Genomic DNA, 19,217 nt, shown 5'->3' with positions numbered 1-19,217 from the left:
CGTGCGTGCACCGGACAAGGCGACGCACCATGCCCCGCAAAGACCCGCTGGCGACCTACAAGCAAAAGCGCAACTTTGCCGTGACGCCAGAGCCCGCGGACGGCGGAGCGCAGTCGCAGGCGCTGCAGTACGTGATCCAGAAGCACTGGGCCAGCCGCCTGCACTATGACCTGCGCCTGGAGCTGGACGGCACCATGAAGAGCTGGGCCGTACCCAAGGGCCCCAGTTACGACCCGGCGGACAAACGCATGGCCGTGCAGGTGGAAGACCACCCGATTTCCTACAACCAATTCGAAGGGCAGATCCCGCCGGGCCAATACGGCGCGGGTCGGGTCATCATCTGGGACCGGGGCTATTGGGTGCCGCAGGGCAATCCGCGCGAAGACTACCGCAAGGGGAAGCTCAAGTTCGAGATCCACGGACACAAATTGCACGGCCACTGGACCCTGGTGCGTATGCATGGCCGGGACGACGATAAGCAGCCCCCCTGGCTGCTGATCAAGGAGCGCGACGGGCTGGAGCGTGCGGCCGAGGAATTCAGCGTGGTCGACGAGATGCCCGACACCGTGGCAGACCAGCCGCCCGTTGCGCCACCGACGCGCGCAGTCGCGCAGCGGGCTGGGCCCGCGCAGATTCAGCCTCCCACGGCAGCGGCGGTGCCGTGGACATCCGCACCCACGGCACCGCTGCCTGACCAGCTATCCCCGCAACTCGCCACGCTGGTGGATGGACCGCCGGCCGACCTTTCGCAGTGGCTGTGGGAGCTCAAGTTCGACGGCTATCGCATGCTGGCCCGGGTTCAGCGCGGCAAGGCACGGCTGTATACCCGTAACGGCAACGACTGGACCTCGAGGATGCCCGCGCTGGCGCAAGCGCTGGCCGCCTTGCCGCTGTCCTCTGCATGGATCGACGGCGAGGTGCTGGTGCTGGACGCCCAGGGTGTCCCCGACTTCCAGGCGCTGCAGAATGCGTTTGACGGGCGATCGACCGACGCGCTGGTCTTTTATGCCTTCGATTTGCCTTATGCGCATGGGCGTGATCTGAGGCAGATGCCCCTCACTGAACGGCGTGCGCTGCTGCGCAGCGTGCTGCAGCCAGCCTCCTCAGACCGTGTGCGGTTCAGCGAAGCGTTCGAAGCCCGGCCGGCGGACCTGGTGGCCTCGGCCTGCCGGCTGGGATTTGAAGGGGTGATCGGCAAGCGCAAGGACAGCGTGTATGCCTCGCGCCGCAGCACGGACTGGATCAAGCTCAAGTGCAGCCATCGGCAAGAGTTCGTCATCGGCGGATACACCGACCCGCAGGGCTCACGCACAGGGATCGGTTCACTGCTGCTGGGCGTGCATGACGAGGGCGGTGCCCTGCGCTATGCCGGCAATGTGGGCACGGGTTTCAGCGAGCGCGTCCTCGCGGACCTGGCCCGGCGGCTGGGCGCTTTGCGCACCCAGGACAGCCCGTTTGCCCAGTCGCGCTCCATCCCCCGCAAGGTGCATTGGGTGAGGCCCACGCTGGTGGCGGAGGTTTCCTTCGCCGAATGGACGAAGGAGGGCAAGGTGCGCCACGCCGTATTCCGCGGGTTGCGCGACGACAAGCCCGCCGCCGCCATCGTCCACGAGGAGCCTGCGCACCTGCAGAGGGCTGCGCCCAGCCGCGCCGCGCGCGTGGGCGGGCTGCAGGTGACAAGCCCGGCGCGCGTGGTGGATCCCTCCACCGGGTTCACCAAGCTTGATCTGGTGCGGTACTACGCCACGGTAGCGCCCCTCATGTTGCCCCACCTGCAGGGGCGGCCGGTATCCCTGCTGCGGGCGCCGCAAGGTCTGGAGGGCGAGCTCTTCTTTCAAAAGCACCTGGACACGGGGGCATTGGACGGGGTGAGTGCGCTGTCACCCGACCTGGATCCTGGCCACCCGCCGCTGCTGGAAGTGGCCACGGGGCAGGGCCTGCTGTCGGCCGCGCAAATGAACACCGTGGAGTTTCACACCTGGAATGCTCGCAAGGACCGGATCGAGCGGCCCAACCGCATCACCTTCGACCTGGATCCGGGCGAGGGCGTGCCGTGGGCGCACGTGCAAGAGGGCGCAGCGCTCGTGCGCTTGATGCTCACCGAGCTGGGCCTGCCATCGTTCCTCAAGACCAGCGGCGGCAAGGGGCTGCATGTGGTGGTGCCCATCAAGCGACTGCACGGCTGGGATGCCGTGAAAGACTTCAGCCAAGCCGTGGTGCAGCATCTGGCGCGCACCCTGCCGCAGCGTTTCGTGGCCAAGAGCGGACCCCGCAACCGTGTGGGAAAGATCTTTGTGGACTACCTGCGCAATGGCTTTGGCGCCACCACGGCCTGTGCATGGACGGCGCGCGCGCGGCCGGGCATGGGCGTGTCCGTGCCCGTCGCCTGGCAGGAACTGGACGCGCTCACGGGTGGAGCCCACTGGACGGTGCAGACCGTGGACCGGCGCTTGAAGACGGGCAATGACCCCTGGTCGGGCTATGACGAGGCTGCCGTGTCCATCGGGCCGGCGATCAAGGCGCTTGGGGAAAAACGCCACCTATAGCCCTGGTGGCCTTGCACATGGTGGGGCGAAGGCATACAAGCGGTCTAGGCAGCCGCTGATTGAACCAGGTTGCTTCCTGTATCCTTTGAATCGCCCCGGTCATCGGCCGGGGCGATTTCTTTTCGCTGCGCGTGTGCCCGGCCACCGGTGGCCGCGGGCCTGCGTGTCTGGTGGCATTCTTCGTTCAAAGACTTCAACATGTCCCTTGATTTCCACGGCCGTGTGGCCATCGTGACGGGTGCGGGTGGCGGCCTGGGCCGTCAGCATGCTTTGGCGCTGGCAGCGCGTGGCGCCAAGGTGCTGGTCAATGATCTGGGCGGTGCCGTGGACGGTAGCGGCGGCTCGGTGTCCGCCGCGCAGGCCGTGGTGGACGAGATCTGCACCGCAGGCGGCGAGGCGCTGGCCAACGGTGCGTCGGTGACCGATTTCGCGGCCGTGCAGGCCATGGTGCAGCAGGCCATGGACGCGTGGGGTCGCGTGGACATCCTGGTGAACAACGCCGGCATCCTGCGCGACAAGTCGTTTGCCAAGATGGACATGGCGGACTTCGCCCTCGTGGTCCAGGTCCACCTCATGGGCGCGGCCCATTGCTGCAAGGCGGTGTGGCCGCACATGCAGGCGCAGAACTATGGGCGCATCGTGATGACGACGTCCTCCACGGGCCTGTACGGCAACTTCGGCCAGGCCAACTACGGCGCGGCCAAGCTGGCACAGGTGGGGTTGATGCAGACGCTGGCGATCGAAGGGGCCAAGTACGGTATCCATGTGAACGCCTTGGCACCCACGGCCGCCACCCGCATGACCGAGGGCTTGATGCCCGAGGACGTGCTGGCTGCCCTCCAGCCCGAGGCGGTGGTACCCGCCATGCTGGTGTTGGCGCATGAGAGCGCGCCCACGCGCACCATTCTGTGTGCAGGCGCGGGCACATTCGAGGCCGCGCACATCACGCTCACCCAGGGCATCCACCTGGGACAAGGTGCCGATGTGCCGGAGCAATTGGCCGCGCGCCTGGCCGAGGTGACGGCCCGCGGAGCGGGTGAGCAGGTACCGCAAAGCGGCGCCGCGCAGGGGACGAACGAGGTGGCGCAGGCCCTGGCTGCGCACCGCTGACACGGCCTGTCCGGGGCGGTGCTGCCCCGCTGCTACCGTACCAAGAGCGACCGTGCTGAGGGCGGTGGCAGTTCCCCGGTGTCAGGCCGGCGCTTGACGTGGGCGCGGGCAGGCCGCAGCGCGGCGTGCTAAGTTCCGGCCCCACCTCAAAAAAGATGGAACAACCACCACCATGAGCACACTCCCACAGCGAATCGCAGCCCTGTCCGCCGACCGGTTGGCAGGCATGCGCCGCGGCATCGAGAAGGAGGGGCTGCGCGTGCTGCCCACGGGCGCCCTGGCGCTCACCCCCCATCCGGTGGCGCTGGGCTCGGCCCTCACGCACCCCTGCATCACCACGGACTACAGCGAATCGCAGATCGAGCTCATCACCGGTGCCCACCGCACGGTGCAGGAATGCCAGGATGAACTGACCGAGATCCACCAGTTCGTGCACCGCGTGCTGCAGCAGCAGCCGGGCGGCGAGATGCTCTGGGTGTCCAGCATGCCCTGCATGTTGCCTACGGACGAGACCATTCCGTTGGCGCGCTACGGCTCGTCCAACCCGGGGCGTGCCAAGAGCGTGTACCGCATGGGCCTGGGCCACCGCTACGGCCGGCGCATGCAGACCATCTCGGGCATTCACTACAACTGGTCGCTGCCCGGCGTGGGCAGCGACGAGTACTTTGCGCTGATCCGCAACTTCCGCCGGCACGCGTTCGTGCTCCTGTACCTGTTTGGTGCATCGCCTGCGCTGTGCCCGTGCTTCGTCGAAGGGCGACAACACAGCCTGCAGCCGCTGGGCGACGGCAAGCGCGCGTTGTACCTGCCGCATGCCACTTCGCTGCGCATGGGGCGCCTGGGCTACCAGAGCGACGCCCAGGCTACGCTGGCCGTCAGCTACAACGGCTTGCAGGGCTATGCCGATTCGCTGCACGAGGCGCTCACGCGGCCTTATCCGGCCTACGAGGCGATTGGCGTGCGCAACCCCGGCGGCGACTACAACCAGATGGGCACCAGCCTGCTGCAGATCGAGAACGAGTTCTACGGCACCATCCGGCCCAAGCGCACCGTCCACAGCGGCGAGCGCCCGCTGCACGCGTTGCGCGAGCGCGGCGTGGAGTATGTCGAGGTGCGCCTGATGGACCTGGACCCGTTTGTGCCCGTGGGCATCACCGCCGACACCATGCGCCTGCTGGACGTATTCCTGCTGCACTGCCTGCTGTCGGACAGCCCGCCCGACACGCCGGCCGAGATCGCCGAACTCAAGAACAACCAGCACCTGGCGGCCGAGCGCGGGCGCGAGGCCGGCCTGCAGCTCATGCGCCGCGGCCAGCGTGTGCTGCTGACCGATTGGGCCGCCGAGGTGCTGGCCGAATGCGCGCCCATCGCCGCCACGCTGGATGCCGCCCACGGCGGCGAGGCTTATGCGCACGCGCTGACGGCGGCCCAGGCGACACTGGCGGCCCCGCACTCCACACCGTCCGCGCGTGTGCTGGCCGAGCTGCAACAGCAGCATGACAACGACTTCACCGCCTTCGCACTCGCGCATTCCCAGTCGGCGCGGGACATCCTGATGGGGCAGCCCTGGAGCGAGTCGCAGCAGGCGCGCTACCAGGCGCTGGCCGAGCGGTCGCTGGAGGAGCAGCGGGCCATTGAAGTGGCAGATGACCTGCCGTTCGAGGCGTGGCGCGAGCGGTTCATGGCGGTCGAGCAGTTGGGGTAGTTTTTTGAGGGCGGCGCTTATGGCGTAAGCGCAGCCAGCTATTCTTTTTGATGTTGCTGCGCGGGGGCGCATAACCCGGTCGGCACCCAAGCATTCGGCAGCAAAAAACTCAAAAACGATAGCTGTCCGCGCTTGCCCCACAAGCGCAAAGCCCCATTTAGCCCTTCAGATCACCCCTTGCGCGCCATCGCCGCCGACCGGATGCCATCCAGCGTTCCCGTGGGTGTGATCGCCTGCGGATCGATCAGGCAGTGCAGCACGCTCGGCAGCCCGCTCGCCCGTGCGCGTGCCAGTGCCGGGGCGAAGTCTTCGGTGCGCTCCACGCGCTCGCCGTGCCCGCCGAAGGCCTGGGCATAGGCCTTGAAATCGGGGTTCTTGAGCTGTGTGGCGCTGATGCGTCCGGGGTACTCGCGCTCCTGGTGCATGCGGATGGTGCCGTACATGGCGTTGTCCAGCAGCACCACTATCAGCGGCAGGCCGTACTGCACGGCGGTGGCGAACTCCTGGCCGTGCATCAGAAAGTCGCCGTCGCCCGCAAACACCACCACCTCGCGCTCGCGCCACAGGCGCTTGGCGCCCACGCCGGCCGGCAGGCCGTAGCCCATCGAGCCGCTGGTGGGGGCCAGTTGGCTCGCATAGGTGGTGAACGGCCAGAAGCGGTGCACCCAGGTGGCGAAGTTGCCCGCGCCGTTGCAGAAGATGGTGTTGGCGGGCAGCACCGCGCGCAGGTGCTGCATCACCTCGCCCATCTGCAGCTTGCCGGGGATGCGGATGGGCGCCGGGTCGCTCCAGGCAAGATACTCGGCGCGCGCAGCCTCGGTGTGCGCGGTCCAGCGCGGCTCGGCCGCGGGGCGCAGGCTGGCCAGTGCGGCGGCCATGGCCTGCGGCGTGGCGTGGATGGCCTGCACCGGGCGGTAGAGTTTGCCAAGTTCGTCGGCGTCGGCATGCACATGTACCAGCGGCTGCGCCGGCACGGGAATGTCGAACAGCTCGTAGCCCTGCGAGGGGATCTCCGACAGCCGCCCGCCCAGCACCAGCACCAGGTCGCTCGCGCGGATGCGCGCCAGCAGCTGGGGGTTGACGCCCAGGCCCAGGTCGCCCGCGTAGCTGGCGTGGCTGGCCGGGAACAGCATCTGCCGGCGGAACGAGCAATACACCGGCAGCCGCCAGGCGCTGGCAAAGGCCTGCATGTCGCGCACCGCCTGGTCGGACCAGCGGCTGCCGCCCACGATGACCACCGGCCGCTCGGCCGCCTGCAGCCGCGCCGCCAGTGCCTGCAGTGCGGGCGCGCCGGGGTAGGTCTCGGGCACGGAGTAGGGCAGGGCATCGGCCACCTGCACGGCATCGGTCAGCATGTCCTCGGGCAGGGCCACCACCACAGGGCCGGGGCGGCCCGAGGTGGCGACGTGGAATGCGCGCGAGACCAGCTCCGGCACGCGCCGCGCATCGTCGATCTGCACCACCCACTTGGCCATGGTGCCGAACACGGCGCCGTAGTCCAGCTCCTGGAACGCCTCGCGCCCCAGCGCACCGCGCGCCACTTGGCCTACGAAGACGATCAACGGCGTCGAATCCTGGTGCGCGATGTGGATGCCCGCCGATGCGTTGGTGACCCCCGGCCCGCGCGTCACGAAGCAGATACCCGGCTGGCCGGTCAGCTTGCCCTGCGCCTCGGCCATCATGGCCGCGCCGCCCTCCTGGCGGCACACGGTGACGGCGATGTTGGCGTCGTGCAGGGCGTCCAGCACGGCCAGGTAGCTCTCGCCCGGCACGCAAAAGAGCTGCTGCACGCCGTGCACGATGAGCTGCTGGACGAGGATCTGCCCGCCCGTGCGGGATGCGGCGGTGGAGGTAGCGGTGTGCGGCATGGAGGTCCAAGAGAAGGCGAAGCTGCAAATATCGCCCAGCCATGCGCGCTTGCATAGCAAAAAAGCGGAACGACTTGTTGCGTAAATCGCATCAAGTGGCAATATCCCGTCTCAGCCCTGCCTGCCGCCAGCGCTTATGGATCAAGCGCTGGCGCCTTATGCGTTACCACAAGCCTTGGTCGGGTTCATTCTTTGACTGCATGAATTAACGCCATGTTTCGCAAACTTTTCCTGCCGCCCGTGGCCGACCTGCTCGCCTTCGAGGCCGCCGCGCGCCACGCCAGCATCTCACGTGCGGCGGAGGAGCTGCACCTCACGCAAAGCGCCGTCTCGCGCCAGGTGCGCCAACTGGAGGCACAGCTCGGTCAGGCCCTGTTCACCCGGGTGCGCCAGCGCGTGGTGTTGACGGATGCGGGGCGCCTGTACGCCGCCGACGTACGCGCCGTGCTGCAGCAGCTCGGTGCCGCCACGCAGAAGGCCATGGCCCTGGCCGATGGCGGCGGACTCCTGCACCTGGCGGTTCTGCCCACGTTGGGCGCGCGCTGGCTGGTGCCGCGCCTGCCTGCGTTCGCCGCGCTGCACCCGGAGCTAACGGTGAATCTTTCTGCCCGTGGCGAGCCTTTTGACTTCGCCCAGGAACCGTTCGATGCCGCTATCCACTACGGTGCGCCCCACTGGGCCGGCGCCGTGTGCGACTACCTGATGCACGAAGAAGTGGTGCCGGTGTGCAGCCCCGCGCTGCGCACCCGCCACCGCATCGAGACCCCTGCCGACGTGGCTGGCCTGACCCTGCTGCACCAGACCACGCGCCCCATGCTGTGGGCCGACTGGTTCGAGCAGGAGGGCGTGCCCGCGCCCCAGGCCCTGCGCGGCCCGCGCTTCGAGCAGTTCGCCATGATCGCCCAGGCCGCCATCTCCGGCCTGGGCGTGGCCCTGCTGCCGCGGTTTCTGATGGAGGAGGAATTGGCGAGCGGCGCGCTGGTGGAGCTGCCCGGTGGCGTGCTGACCAGCAGCGATGCGTACTACCTCGTGGTGCCGCTGGCGCGTGCAGAGTCGGCGGGGGTGAAGGCCTTCAGGGCGTGGCTGCGGGAGGTGGCGGGCCAGCGGGAGCCGGGCCGCGTTGGTGGATGAGCGCATGGTGCGCATTGCGGGCGGACACCTTCCCTGGCAATAGCGGTCAAGCGTCGCCGGACCGGTTCATGCCTGCGGCCAGGGCGGCCAGTGCCAAAAACGCCAGGACCGCCAGTGTGGCGGAGAGCCAGAGCGCCGCGCCGCCCCAGCGCTCCACGGCCAGCCCGAACAGGAATGGCGCCCCGGCCTGCACGATGCGCGCGGGCACCATCAGGAACCCCTGCCGCTGCCCATAGCCTTGTGCGCCGAAGATCAGCAGCGGCAGGGTGCCGATGGCAATGGTCAGGATGCCGTTGCCGAGCCCGTGCAGCACGGCGAACGCGGGCGCCGCGTGGCTGCCCAGCAGCATCAGCAGTACGACGCCCAGCGGATGCGCCAGCGTAGCCAGCCGCGCCGACAACAGCGGATGCGACCGCTTGAGCACGGTGAATTCGACCAATCGCCCCGCGACCTGGGCCGGCCCCACCAGCGCCGCAATGCCGATCGCGCCAGCCAAGGCCACGCCCGAAGCCTGCAGGACCTGCGGCAGATGCGCCGCCATCGCGGTGCTGTTGAACCACGCAATGGCAAACACGCAGGCCATGAGCACGGCCGCACGCCGCCGGGCCGGTGCCGGGCTTGCCGCTGCCTGTGCATGAGGGCTCCCTGCCGCAGCGGCCTGCGCACCGGCCGAAGCGGCCGGCGCGGCCGTGGGCAGCATCGCGTTCAGCGGCAGGCCGATGAGCAGATGCAGCGCCGCCCATGTCAGGCAGGCCTGCCGCCAGCCGAACGCCGACTCCAGGGAGGCCGTCAATGGCCAGCCGATCGTGCTTGCAAAGCCTGCCAGCAAGGTGATGCCGGTGATCGCCCGCCGGGCGTCCTGGCCATGCAGGCGGACCACGGTGGCGAACGCGGCTTCGTAGAGGCCGCTGCCCATGGCCAAGCCCATCAGGGCCCAGGCAGCAAAGACATGGGCGGGCTGTGAGGCCAGGCTGAGCGCCGCGAGCCCTGCGGCAAACACCAGGTTGCTGACGACCAGTACCGGCCGCCCACCAGCCCGGTCAATGGCGCGCCCCGCCCAGGGGCCGGTTGCTGCGGCAAACAGCAGCGCCATCGAGAACGCCCCAAACACCGCCGACGAGGACATGCCGACGTCTCGCCCCATCGGCGCGGCCACCACGGCCGGCAGGTAGTACGACGACGCCCACGCCAGTGTCTGGGCTACGCCCAGCATCAGCGTGGTGGTGGTTCTACGCTGCACGCTTTGCACCCGCGTCGTACCAGCCCTTGGATGAATTCACGACTTTGACGACCAGCAGCATCACCGGCACTTCGATGAGCACGCCCACCACCGTGGCCAGTGCCGCGCCCGACTCGAAGCCAAACAGACTGATGGCGGTGGCCACGGCCAGTTCAAAGAAGTTGGATGCGCCAATCAGGGCGGATGGGCAGGCGACCGCGTGCTTTTCACCCGCCGCGCGGTTGAGCCAGTAGGCCAGCGCCGAGTTGAAGAACACCTGGATCAGGATGGGCACGGCCAGCAGCGCGATGATCAGTGGCTGGCGCAGGATGGCCTCGCCCTGGAAGGCGAACAGCAGCACCAGCGTGAGCAGCAGCGCCGCAATGGACCACGGCCCGATGCGCTGGAGTGCCGCGTCGAACGCGGCCTGCCCCCGTGCCAGCAAGGCGCGCCGCCACCATTGGGCCAGCACCACCGGAATGACGATGTACAGCACCACCGAGGTGAGCAGCGTGTCCCATGGCACCGTGATGGCCGACAGGCCGAGCAGGAAGGCCACCAGCGGCGCGAACGCCACGATCATGATGCTGTCGTTCAACGCGACCTGGGACAGCGTGAACAGGGGGTCGCCGCCGGTCAGGCGGCTCCATACGAACACCATGGCCGTGCAGGGGGCGGCGGCCAGCAGGATCAGGCCAGCAATGTAGCTGTCCAGTTGGTCCGCTGGCAGGTAGGGGGCAAACCACTGGCGGATGAACAGCCACCCCAGGAAGGCCATGGAGAATGGCTTGACCAGCCAGTTCACGAACAGCGTGACCCCGATGCCGCGCACGTGGTGCCGCACCTCGCCCAGGGCGGAGAAGTCCACCTTGAGCAGCATCGGGATGATCATCACCCAGATGAGCAGCCCCACCGGCAGGTTGACGCGGGCCACCTCCCACGACCCAATGGTCCGCGCCGCGCCGGGAAACGCCTGGCCCAGCCCGATGCCCACCACGATGCACAGCAGCACCCACACGGTGAGATAGCGCTCGAACACGCTCATGGGAGCGCCTGCCGCGCGTTGGGCGGTCGTTTCGCACTGGGCACTCATGTCATTTCCCTGCGAGTTCGCGGGCGCTGGCCTGCAATACCGCTTTCTCCAGCTTGTCGGCGGGCAGGTTGATCAGCATGTCCAGGCGGCGCTTGATCAGGTGCAGCGTCTGGCGGAAGGCTTCGAGCTTTTCTGAGTCAGGCGCGTCGCCTTCGGAAGGATCGGCGAAGCCCCAGTGCGCCGTTGCGGGGTGCCCCGGCCAGATCGGGCAGACCTCTCCCGCGGCGTTGTCGCACACGGTGATGATCAGATCCATCGTGGGCGCGCCTGGGGCGGCAAACTCATCCCAGCTCTTGCTGCGCAAGCCCTCGGTGGAGACGCCTGCCTTTTGCAGGACTTGCAGAGCCAGGGGATGCTGCTGCTGGTTGTCGCGCGGGCTGCTGCCGGCAGACCAGGCCTTGAAGCGGCCGCCCGCCATGGCGTTGAGCAAGGCCTCGGCCAGGATGCTGCGCGCGGAGTTGTGCGTGCAGAGAAAAAGAACGTTCAAGGGCGTTGTCATGAAGAACCTTCAGCGCATCAGCAGCAGGTGGATGAGGACGTGGCGGGCCCGCAGCAGGGCGCCTTGGATGTCGTGGCCGCAGGCTCCTTTGGCGCGCAGCACGCGCCGGCGGCAGCCGTTGGGCTGGACTCGTTGAACATGGGAATGTCGCCGAGCGTGTGAAAGTGCTCCCACGCGATGCCCTGCGGGTCGGTAACCCAGTGCTTCTCGCTGCGCGCATAGCAGCAGGTGGTGGCGCCTTCGTCGAGCAGAGCCATGTCGGCCGATGCGGCCCTGGCCTTCAGTTCTGACAGTTCGGCCGCGTCGTCCACCTGAAAGCCCAGGTGATCCAAGCCTGGGGAGGTGCCCCGCGTGGAGATCGCGAAGTTGACCCGCGGATCGTCGAGCATCCACTTCGCGTAATCGGCCTCCACGCGAGCGGGCTCGGCCGCGAAGAGCTGGGAGTAAAAACGGATGCTCTGGGCCAGGTCTTCCACATGCAGGTGGACATGGAATCGCTTCATGGGGTTCTCCTTCAAAACTGGGTCAACAGTCGCAGCTCTTTGCCGTCTCCGCCAGGCAGGACGCGCCCTGGCAGCAGTTCTCCGTGAGGTAGCCGAGCAGATCGTCCATCGTGTCGAAGGAGGCCCGGTAGATCAGGTTGCGCCCCTGACGCTCCTGGCTGACGAGGCCGGAGTGCACGAGCTCCTTGAGGTGAAAGGACAGGGTGTTGGGTGCCACCGCCAGTTGCTCGCACAACGAGCCTGGCGTGAGCCCCTCTGCGCCAGCCACGACCAGTGCGCGAAACACCCGCAGGCGTACTTCTTGGGCCAACGCTGCGAGGGAGCGGATGACATCGATTTCTTGCATAAAACAACTATACAACGATATTGGAATTATTGTAAATTTCTTCGGTGCAACATGACGCATGCCTGAGGCAATCCCTTATCCCCGCCCATTCGGTGCATTGACCACGAACGCTTATGCCATCTCACTTCACCCTTCTGGACGCGCCCACCAGGTACCTGTTCTTCACCGGCAAGGGTGGTGTCGGCAAGACCTCGGTATCCACAGCGGTTTCCATCGCCTTGGCAGACGCGGGCAAGAAGGTTCTATTGGTCAGTACCGACGCGGCGTCGAACCTTGATGAAATGCTCGGCATTGCGCTGCGCAACCATCCGGTTCCTGTGCCAGGGGTTCCGGGCCTGATGGTCCTGAACATCGATCCGGAAGCCGCGTCGCAGAACTACCGTGCCCGCGTCATTGAACAAATGGGCACACAGGCTACGGCTGAGGACGTGGACCTCGTGCGCGAGCAGCTCTCGGGTGCCTGCACCACCGAGATCGCCACCTTCGATGAGTTCTCTCAACTTCTGTCGGAGGGAGGGCGGGATTTCGACCATGTCGTGTTCGATACCGCCCCCACGGGCCATACCTTGAGGCTTCTCAGCCTGCCCAAGGCATGGAGCGGGTTCCTCAAGGGCAATGACCGCGGAGCATCCTGCCTGGGGCCGCATTCGGGGTTGAAGATGCAGGAGCAGCTTTTCAACCGGGCGCTGGCATCCCTGAACGACGCTTCGCTCACCACCATTGTTCTGGTGGCGCGGCCTGAGGCGGGAGCGCTCAACGAAGCCGCCAGGTCCTCAGACGAACTGCGTGAGTTGGGCCTTTCCCACCAGCGCCTGGTGATCAACGCGGTTTTCAAGGCGCAAGACCCTCGCGATGCCGTCGCCCTGGCCATCGAGGCTCTGGGACAGGAGGCCATGCAGGAGATGCCGCAGGCGCTGAAACGTCTGGCGGCTGACGTGATTCCCATGCGGCCCGTCGATTCCGTGGGGCTGCAGGCGCTGCGGGCGCTGCTGTCGCCATCACCGACCGAGGTGCCTGCGGCCGCCCTGGAAGCACCCGACTTCGCGCACCAAAAACTGTCCGCGCTGGTGGCGGAGCTGGCGCGGGGCGAGCGTGGATTGATCATGGTGATGGGCAAGGGTGGCGTGGGCAAGACCACCATTGCCGCGGCGATCGCCCTGGGACTGGTCAAGCTCGGCAAGTCCGTGCACCTGAGCACCACGGACCCCGCCGCCCACCTGGCGGTGACGCTCGACGGCGAGATCCCGGGCCTGACCGTCGGGCGCATTGACCCCAAAGCAGAGACCCAGAAATACGTGGACAAGGTCGTTGCCGCCAAATCGGCCGGCATGACCCCGGCGGAGAAGGACCTGTTGATGGAAGATCTGCGTTCTCCATGCACGGAAGAAGTGGCGGTCTTCCATGCGTTCTCGCATGTGGTGTCTCAGGCCCGCAGTGCGTTCGTGGTGCTCGACACCGCGCCCACGGGCCACTCGCTGCTGCTCATGGATGCCACGGGCGCCTACCACCGCCAGATGGTGCGGGAGTTTGAAGGCAAGGCGTCGGGGCGCATCACCACGCCCCTGATGCGGCTGCAGGACCCTGACTACACCAAGATCATTCTGGTGACGTTGCCCGAGGCCACCCCGGTGTCGCAGGCCGCCGCGCTGAAGGAGGACCTGCAACGGGCCCGGATCGGCACCTTCGCCTGGGTGGTCAACAAGTCGCTGTTGGCCAGCAACACCCGCGATCCCCTTCTTCAGGCCCGGTTGAACAGCGAGAGGCGGCAGATGGAGCGGGTTCAAGCATTGGCGCAAGGCCGGTTCTATCTGATTCCCTGGGCGGCGACCCCGCCCGTGGGCGCAAAGGCGCTGGGGGCTCTGCTGGAGCCTTGACCTGCAGAGGCGGCCCTTCCTGGCATGCAAGAGCTTCGCGGGCCGCGGCACACATTCAGCCTGGTGCAGCGTCAGGAGGAGCCCCCGCCAGGCTGCGCCAGCGCGCCCTGCGCATCTTCGCACCACCACTGCGCCGCCGCATAAAAGCCCTCCCACACGCATCCATTGCACCCGCGGCCGCAGCAGGTGGTGGGCTCAGGCGGCGGTGGGCGCAGCGCTACGCCGGCGTGGGCGGCCTGCGCCTGCAGGGCGGCGAAGCGCTGGCGGGTGGCTTGCAGCATGAAGGTGACGGGGCCTTACCGGCGCCCGCGCCAACGGATCAGGCCGTAGCGCGCCAGGAAGGCGCAGCCCAGCACCAGCGCGAACCACCCCATGACGTGGCCCTGGGCCATCATCTCGCGCACGTCGGGCGAGCGGGCTATGTAGGGGGCCAGCAGGATGATCACGCCAATGAGCGCGCACACCGCGCCCTTGAGCAGCAGCTCGGAATCTTGTTTGCGCTGGGAGAAAGAGGGCATGGCGGCGATTATCCTTGGCGGCTTCGCAAGCCCCATTCGTGAAAGTACACAGTCCATGGCCATCCAGTGGTTTCCCGGTCACATGCACCTGACGCGCAAAGCGATCGGCGAGCGCATCAAGGACATCGACGTGGTGATCGAGCTGCTGGACGCGCGCTTGCCCGGCTCCAGCAGCAATCCGCTGCTGGCCGAGCTGACGGGCCATAAGCCTGCGCTGAAGGTGCTCAACAAGCAGGACGTGGCCGACCCGGCGCGCACGCCCGCGTGGCTGGCCTGGTACAACGCGCGGCCCGGCACGAGCGCGATTGCGCTGGATGCGTCCGACGCCGCGCCCGCGCGTCGGCTCATCGACGCGTGCCGGCAGCTTGCGCCCAACCGGCGCGGCCTCTCCAAGCCCATGCGGGTACTGATCTGCGGCATTCCCAACGTGGGCAAGTCCACGCTGATCAACACCCTGTCCGCCAAGCGCGAAGCCAAGACGGGCGACGAGGCCGGCGTGACCAAGCAGGAGCAGCGCATCGTGCTGGACGATGACTTTTACCTGTGGGACACGCCCGGCATGCTGTGGCCGCGCATCACCGTGCCCGAAAGCGGCTACAAGCTCGCCGCCAGCGGCGCCGTGGGCCGCAATGCGTACGACGAGGAAGAAGTGGCGCTGGAACTGTTGGCCTACCTCAAGCAGCACTACGCACCGCTGCTGGATGCGCGCTACAAGCTGGGGCTGGACGCGGCGGCCATCGCCGCCAAGCACGACGACGAACTGCTGGAGCTGATTGCCAGGAAGCGCGGCGCGGTGATGAGCGGCGGGCGCCTCAACCTGCAAAAGGCCGCCGAGATCGTGCTCACCGACCTGCGCAGCGCAGCGCTGGGCCGTGTGACGCTGGAGACGCCGGCCGAGTTCGAGGCCTGGCTGGCCGCCGCCGAGGTGCAGGAAAAGGAACGCGCCGCGCGCAAGGCCGAGCAGCTGCGCCGCAACGAGCGCCGCGCGCGCAACGCCACGCGGGACGAGGACTGATCAGGGCCAGGTTCGCTCGCAGGATCTGCACAGTTCACAGGCCCTAGGCCAGCACCGGATCGCAGCGCACCTCGGTGGTGACCGAGTTGGCGATGAAGCACTGTTCATGCGCCTCATGGTGCAGGGCGTGCAGCTGTTCGTGCGTGGGCTGCGGGTCGCCGCCAAAGCGCACCGCCGGGCGCAGCGTGACCACGGTCATGGCCATGCGGCCCTGGGCGTTGCGGGCCATCACGCCCTCGGCCGCGTCGCGGTAGTCGTCCACGCAAAAACCCTGCCGCGCGGCGATGGAGAGGAACCACAGCATGTGGCAGCTCGACAGTGCGGCGACGAAGGCTTCCTCCGGGTCCACGGCGGCCGCGTCGGACCAGGGCAGCGGCACGACGTGGGGCGACGAGGAGCCGGCCAACTGCGCGCCACCGTCAAAGCGCAGCAGGTGGCGGCGGCTGTAGCGGTTCTTGAGGAAGTCTTGCGGCGTGGCGTCGCGCGTCCAGGTGATTTCGGCGTGGTAAGTGGCCATGGTGGTGTTTGAATGAAAAATGCCTCTAGCGCCCGCCTGTCAAGCGCGAGCAGCTATGGATATTGAAGCAACGCACGCGCTGCCCCTACCAGGCCAGCGGGCTGGATGCATCCGCCCAGAAGATGAAGCGCCGCAGCTCCGCATAGCGCGACGTGCTGAGCAGGGCCGGGTCGGTGCCGCTGCCCTTGCGCAGCAGCACCAGGTAGCCGCTGGCGCTGCCCACGGCCAGGGTGTGGCCGTCGGGCGCTGCGGCGATCGCCAGGATGGCGCCGCCGATGTGGTGGCGCCAGAGGGCCGTGCCGTCCTCGGCCAGGCCGTGCAGATCGCCCTGTGCGTCGCCCTCCACACGCAGGCCATGGACGGTGGCGGCGGGGCACGATGCAGGCAGGTTTGCCGGTGCGGCCGTGGGGCTCAGCGCCCACGCATCGGCACTGACCCGCCACCACGCGGGTGCTTGCGTGGGATGCACGGGCTCCGTGCGGGCCAGCAGACGGCCATCTTCCAGCCACTGCAGGGCGTCCACGGCGTGGCCGGTGCGTGCGGCGTGGTGGGCATAGACATGGGGCGCGAAGGCAAAGCGCCGGTGAAAGCGTGCGGACAGGTCGCCGTCGGCCAGCGCGTGTACAGCGCGTGCCAGTTGCAGCACGGCGCCAGCCTGGGGGCCGCGCGGGTCGGTGGGCTGCGCAGGCATGAAGTGCACAGGGGCGGGCGGCGGTACGGTCACCGGGGGCGTGCCGGCTGCCGCGGCACCGGGCGCCCCACCATGGGCGGGTACAGCATCGCCTACCGCAGCGGCCGCCACGGCAGCGGCCGCCGCCTCAGCGGATGACGCCGCGGGTTCCGTGCCGTGCTCCAGGGCCGCCGCGGCCTCAGCGGCGTCGGCCTGCTTCAGCCAGTGCTCCCGCACGCGGGCGGCGTGGGCCCGGCCGCGGGCCTGCCAGTCGTGCGACAGCGCCATGAGGACGGGCCCGAACACCTCGGCGTCGGCCTCGTGCGGCGCGAAGGGCGGCAGGCGGGGCAGGGGCGGGGCATCGCCGGACAAGCCGCTGGAGTGCAGTGCCTGTTGCTCTTGTGCATGGGCGGCGTGCAGGCGCTGCTCCAGCGTGGTGAACAGCTCCAGCAGGTGCTGCATGTGCTGCACGGCGTGGTTGGGCAGCGGCGTGCGCGGATCGCTCTGGCGCTGGCTGTAGCTGATGCGCAGGCCGTTCGGGTGGGCCGTGCCCTCCGGCAGGGCATCGCTGGGCGTCAGGTCGATCTGGTAGCAGGTATGTGCGTCGTCCTCGGGGTCGCCAGCGCGCTCGCTGCCGTTGCGCCAGCTGAACTTGAGCGCCCGGCCCCATGAATGGCCCCCCTGCTGGCCGGGCTGGCGCGCGCCGATCCACACGTCGCCCTCCCACCAGCCGTTGCGCTCGGGGTCGCTCCATGTGTTGTAGCGGGTGGTGAATACGGGCAGCAGCGTCAGCGCCTCGATGCGCGCGGGGGTGAGCGTGGCATGCAGCCGCTCGCGCAGCGGCCGGCCGGCGCGGCGCTGGCCCTCGGCCAGGCGCCAGTAGGCCAGCACCTTGCGCCAGCCCTCTCCGCAGGCGGCCAGCGCGCCGGCTGCCGCGTCGCCCGCCCCTGCCTGGGCGGGGAGCGGCTGCCATGCGCCGGGCTGGCCGGTGCTGTCGTAGGCGCGGTATTGGCGCACCAGGCCGTCCGCGCCGGGGGGCGGAGGCGGGACGCCAGAGCGCAACCGCGCCCAGGCCTGCGCCAGCGCGTGGGTAGGTGCATTTTCGGCAGGGGGCAGGGCAAGCCAGAAGTCCCAGCGCTTCCAGAGAGTGATGAACAGGGCGTCGTGGTAGGCGTCCTGGTCTTCATCCACGTGGCTGCGCGTGAGCAGAAAGTCCGTCTGCCCGAACCAGCCGGCTGCCTTGTGCTGGCTCTTGTCGGGCAGGGCGGCCTGGAGCAGCCGCCGCAGTTGCGCCGCGTCCATTGCATCGCCTGCGCACAGTCCGTCGTCCACCGGCAGCCCGGGCTCTTGGAACAGAGCCGGCTTGACCGCGCTGGCAGGCGGAGGCACAAATGAAGAGGGGCTGGACATGGCAAAGGCGCACGGTTGTGTGGCGCATGGTAGCGCCGACACCGCTGCGCCATCAATGTGCGGCCCGTGGGCCCCCACGGGCCATGGGTAGCGGGGCGTCGGCCATGGATGGGCCTGGGTTCTGCCGCTGTGGCGGGCAGCGCGGGGCCTTGCCGACCGGGGCCCGCACGCGGGAGGGACTACAGCACGATCTTGCCGTCGGCGACATACAGCTCGTACTGGTCGCGCGGCAGGGCGGTGAGGCCTGCGGTGTTGTTGTCGTCGCGCCAGCTCAGCGTGACGCTGTCGGTGGCAAAGGTGAGTTCCACCGGTCCTTCCGGAATGGCAATGGGCATGCCGTCTCCTTCCCGGTAGGTGACGTGGCCTTGGATGGTGGCTTGCTGGGGCATGTGCGTGCTCCTGGGTCGTTGCGGTCAAAAGGGGGACGGGTGCCCCCTACCGCATTACAGGCCATCCTGCGGAGTGTCGGCTGTCAGACCAGCGCGCGTTTTGCGCCGCAGGCGTTTGCGTCGAGCCGGAGGCTGGCCCGGGTCCGTCGGGGCGGCGCGCTGTACCAGCGGAATCACCCACAGCACCACCACTGCCAGCAGCGTGGCCAGGATGGCCGTGCTCTCACGCCCCAGGCCCGCGGCCACGCCGATGGCGGCCGTGAGCCAGATGCCGGCCGCGGTGGTCAGGCCCTTGACCTGACTTTCCGCGTCGCCCTTCAGGATGGTGCCCGCGCCCAGGAAGCCGATGCCGGCGATCACCCCTTGCAGCACACGGCTGTTGTCCGCCGGGGCAATGCCCGCCTGCTGCGCGACGAGCACGAACAACGCGGCGCCCATGGCCACCAGCATGTGGGTGCGCATGCCTGCGGCCTTGCCGGCCTGCTCGCGCTCCCACCCCAGCAGGCCGCCCAGCAGCGCGGCCACGCCCATGCGCAAGACCACCCGCGTGGTTTGCTGGGGGTCGCCAATGTCCGAGAACTCGTGGGCGGCCACGGCCAGGGCGTCAGCCCACCAGCCGGTCATGGCGTGCCACGCCTGAAGACCAGGCGAGAAAGGGGCGAAGCGGAGAGGAAAGCGTGGGGCGCTGCACGGTGCATGGCCGCCAGTGTGAAGCGCGCAGACCGGGGTGGGCAGCGGCGGCCGCCGCTCCTGTGGGTAGGACACGGCCGGGTGGCGGGATGCTCCGAAAAGCTGCAGGTCGTT

18 protein-coding genes are annotated in these 19,217 nt (G+C 68.3%); 6 read left to right on the top strand and 12 right to left on the bottom strand.

The window, feature by feature from the left end; genetic code table 11:
* Window positions 1-29: 29 nt before the first annotated feature.
* The 3 genes from ligD to gshA all read left to right on the top strand — a co-directional run bounded on the left by ligD (window position 30) and on the right by gshA (window position 5,361).
* Window positions 30-2,546, top strand: a complete 2,517-nt coding sequence (gene ligD, locus MRB47_RS14385) for a DNA ligase D (RefSeq protein WP_252101026.1) — start codon at window positions 30-32, stop codon at window positions 2,544-2,546.
* Between the two features lie 198 nt (window positions 2,547-2,744).
* A complete protein-coding gene (locus tag MRB47_RS14380; protein WP_088888552.1) occupies window positions 2,745-3,656 on the top strand; it encodes an SDR family NAD(P)-dependent oxidoreductase in 912 nt (303 codons plus the stop codon).
* A 172-nt stretch (window positions 3,657-3,828) separates the two neighbouring features.
* Complete coding sequence (gene gshA / locus MRB47_RS14375) at window positions 3,829-5,361, top strand: glutamate--cysteine ligase (RefSeq protein ID WP_088887053.1); 1,533 nt, start codon at window positions 3,829-3,831, stop codon at window positions 5,359-5,361.
* Window positions 5,362-5,531: 170 nt separating this feature from the next.
* Here the strand turns inward: gshA and MRB47_RS14370 are convergent, their stop codons facing one another.
* Window positions 5,532-7,229, bottom strand: a complete 1,698-nt coding sequence (locus tag MRB47_RS14370; RefSeq protein ID WP_252101025.1) for a thiamine pyrophosphate-binding protein — start codon at window positions 7,227-7,229, stop codon at window positions 5,532-5,534.
* A 213-nt stretch (window positions 7,230-7,442) separates the two neighbouring features.
* Between MRB47_RS14370 and MRB47_RS14365 the strand changes: the two genes are divergently transcribed.
* The gene (locus tag MRB47_RS14365; RefSeq protein WP_252101024.1) at window positions 7,443-8,360 is read left to right on the top strand and encodes a LysR family transcriptional regulator; all 918 of its coding nucleotides are present in this window, start codon (window positions 7,443-7,445) and stop codon (window positions 8,358-8,360) included.
* A 46-nt stretch (window positions 8,361-8,406) separates the two neighbouring features.
* Here MRB47_RS14365 and MRB47_RS14360 read toward each other — a convergent pair whose 3' ends face one another.
* Genes MRB47_RS14360 through MRB47_RS14340 form a run of 5 tightly spaced genes read right to left on the bottom strand, consistent with a single transcriptional unit; the run spans window position 8,407 to window position 12,020 of the window.
* Window positions 8,407-9,600: an MFS transporter gene (locus MRB47_RS14360; RefSeq protein ID WP_411275699.1), complete on the bottom strand. Its 1,194-nt coding sequence runs from the start codon at window positions 9,598-9,600 to the stop codon at window positions 8,407-8,409.
* Window positions 9,590-10,672 carry an ACR3 family arsenite efflux transporter gene (gene arsB / locus MRB47_RS14355; RefSeq protein WP_047350586.1) on the bottom strand — a complete coding sequence of 361 codons (1,083 nt, stop codon included), beginning with the start codon at window positions 10,670-10,672 and terminating at the stop codon, window positions 9,590-9,592. The genes MRB47_RS14360 and arsB overlap by 11 nt, the downstream gene beginning before the upstream one ends.
* Window position 10,673: 1 nt before the next feature.
* Window positions 10,674-11,171, bottom strand: a complete 498-nt coding sequence (locus tag MRB47_RS14350) for an arsenate reductase ArsC (RefSeq protein ID WP_252101023.1) — start codon at window positions 11,169-11,171, stop codon at window positions 10,674-10,676.
* A 17-nt stretch (window positions 11,172-11,188) separates the two neighbouring features.
* Window positions 11,189-11,674 carry an ArsI/CadI family heavy metal resistance metalloenzyme gene (locus MRB47_RS14345; protein WP_252101022.1) on the bottom strand — a complete coding sequence of 162 codons (486 nt, stop codon included), beginning with the start codon at window positions 11,672-11,674 and terminating at the stop codon, window positions 11,189-11,191.
* A 22-nt stretch (window positions 11,675-11,696) separates the two neighbouring features.
* Window positions 11,697-12,020, bottom strand: a complete 324-nt coding sequence (locus MRB47_RS14340) for an ArsR/SmtB family transcription factor (RefSeq protein ID WP_015912969.1) — start codon at window positions 12,018-12,020, stop codon at window positions 11,697-11,699.
* A 113-nt stretch (window positions 12,021-12,133) separates the two neighbouring features.
* On the opposite strand from MRB47_RS14340, the gene arsA reads away from it, so the two are divergent.
* Window positions 12,134-13,894: an arsenical pump-driving ATPase gene (gene arsA, locus MRB47_RS14335; RefSeq protein WP_252101021.1), complete on the top strand. Its 1,761-nt coding sequence runs from the start codon at window positions 12,134-12,136 to the stop codon at window positions 13,892-13,894.
* A gap of 71 nt (window positions 13,895-13,965) precedes the next feature.
* Here the strand turns inward: arsA and MRB47_RS14330 are convergent, their stop codons facing one another.
* Both MRB47_RS14330 and MRB47_RS14325 read right to left on the bottom strand, forming a co-directional pair.
* A complete protein-coding gene (locus MRB47_RS14330; protein WP_123676493.1) occupies window positions 13,966-14,175 on the bottom strand; it encodes an oxidoreductase-like domain-containing protein in 210 nt (69 codons plus the stop codon).
* Between the two features lie 15 nt (window positions 14,176-14,190).
* Window positions 14,191-14,412 (bottom strand): hypothetical protein, encoded by a 222-nt coding sequence (locus MRB47_RS14325; RefSeq protein WP_252101020.1) that lies wholly within the window; start codon window positions 14,410-14,412, stop codon window positions 14,191-14,193.
* 55 nt (window positions 14,413-14,467) lie between these two features.
* On the opposite strand from MRB47_RS14325, the gene ylqF reads away from it, so the two are divergent.
* Window positions 14,468-15,427 carry a ribosome biogenesis GTPase YlqF gene (gene ylqF, locus MRB47_RS14320; RefSeq protein WP_252101019.1) on the top strand — a complete coding sequence of 320 codons (960 nt, stop codon included), beginning with the start codon at window positions 14,468-14,470 and terminating at the stop codon, window positions 15,425-15,427.
* 43 nt (window positions 15,428-15,470) lie between these two features.
* Here ylqF and MRB47_RS14315 read toward each other — a convergent pair whose 3' ends face one another.
* The 4 genes from MRB47_RS14315 to MRB47_RS14300 form a co-directional block, all read right to left on the bottom strand.
* On the bottom strand, window positions 15,471-15,944 hold the full coding sequence (locus MRB47_RS14315) for an OsmC family protein (protein WP_047350591.1): 474 nt from the start codon (window positions 15,942-15,944) through the stop codon (window positions 15,471-15,473).
* An 85-nt stretch (window positions 15,945-16,029) separates the two neighbouring features.
* Complete coding sequence (locus tag MRB47_RS14310; protein ID WP_252101018.1) at window positions 16,030-18,024, bottom strand: hypothetical protein; 1,995 nt, start codon at window positions 18,022-18,024, stop codon at window positions 16,030-16,032.
* 179 nt (window positions 18,025-18,203) lie between these two features.
* A complete protein-coding gene (locus MRB47_RS14305) occupies window positions 18,204-18,413 on the bottom strand; it encodes a hypothetical protein (protein ID WP_011805706.1) in 210 nt (69 codons plus the stop codon).
* A gap of 54 nt (window positions 18,414-18,467) precedes the next feature.
* Window positions 18,468-19,037, bottom strand: coding sequence for an MgtC/SapB family protein (locus MRB47_RS14300; protein WP_252101017.1), 570 nt, complete (start codon window positions 19,035-19,037; stop codon window positions 18,468-18,470).
* Window positions 19,038-19,217 lie beyond the last annotated feature (180 nt).

It is taken from the genome of Diaphorobacter sp. LI3 (assembly GCF_022807955.1).
GTDB lineage: Bacteria > Pseudomonadota > Gammaproteobacteria > Burkholderiales > Burkholderiaceae_C > Diaphorobacter > Diaphorobacter nitroreducens.
This window is presented reverse-complemented; position numbering and strand designations above follow the sequence as displayed.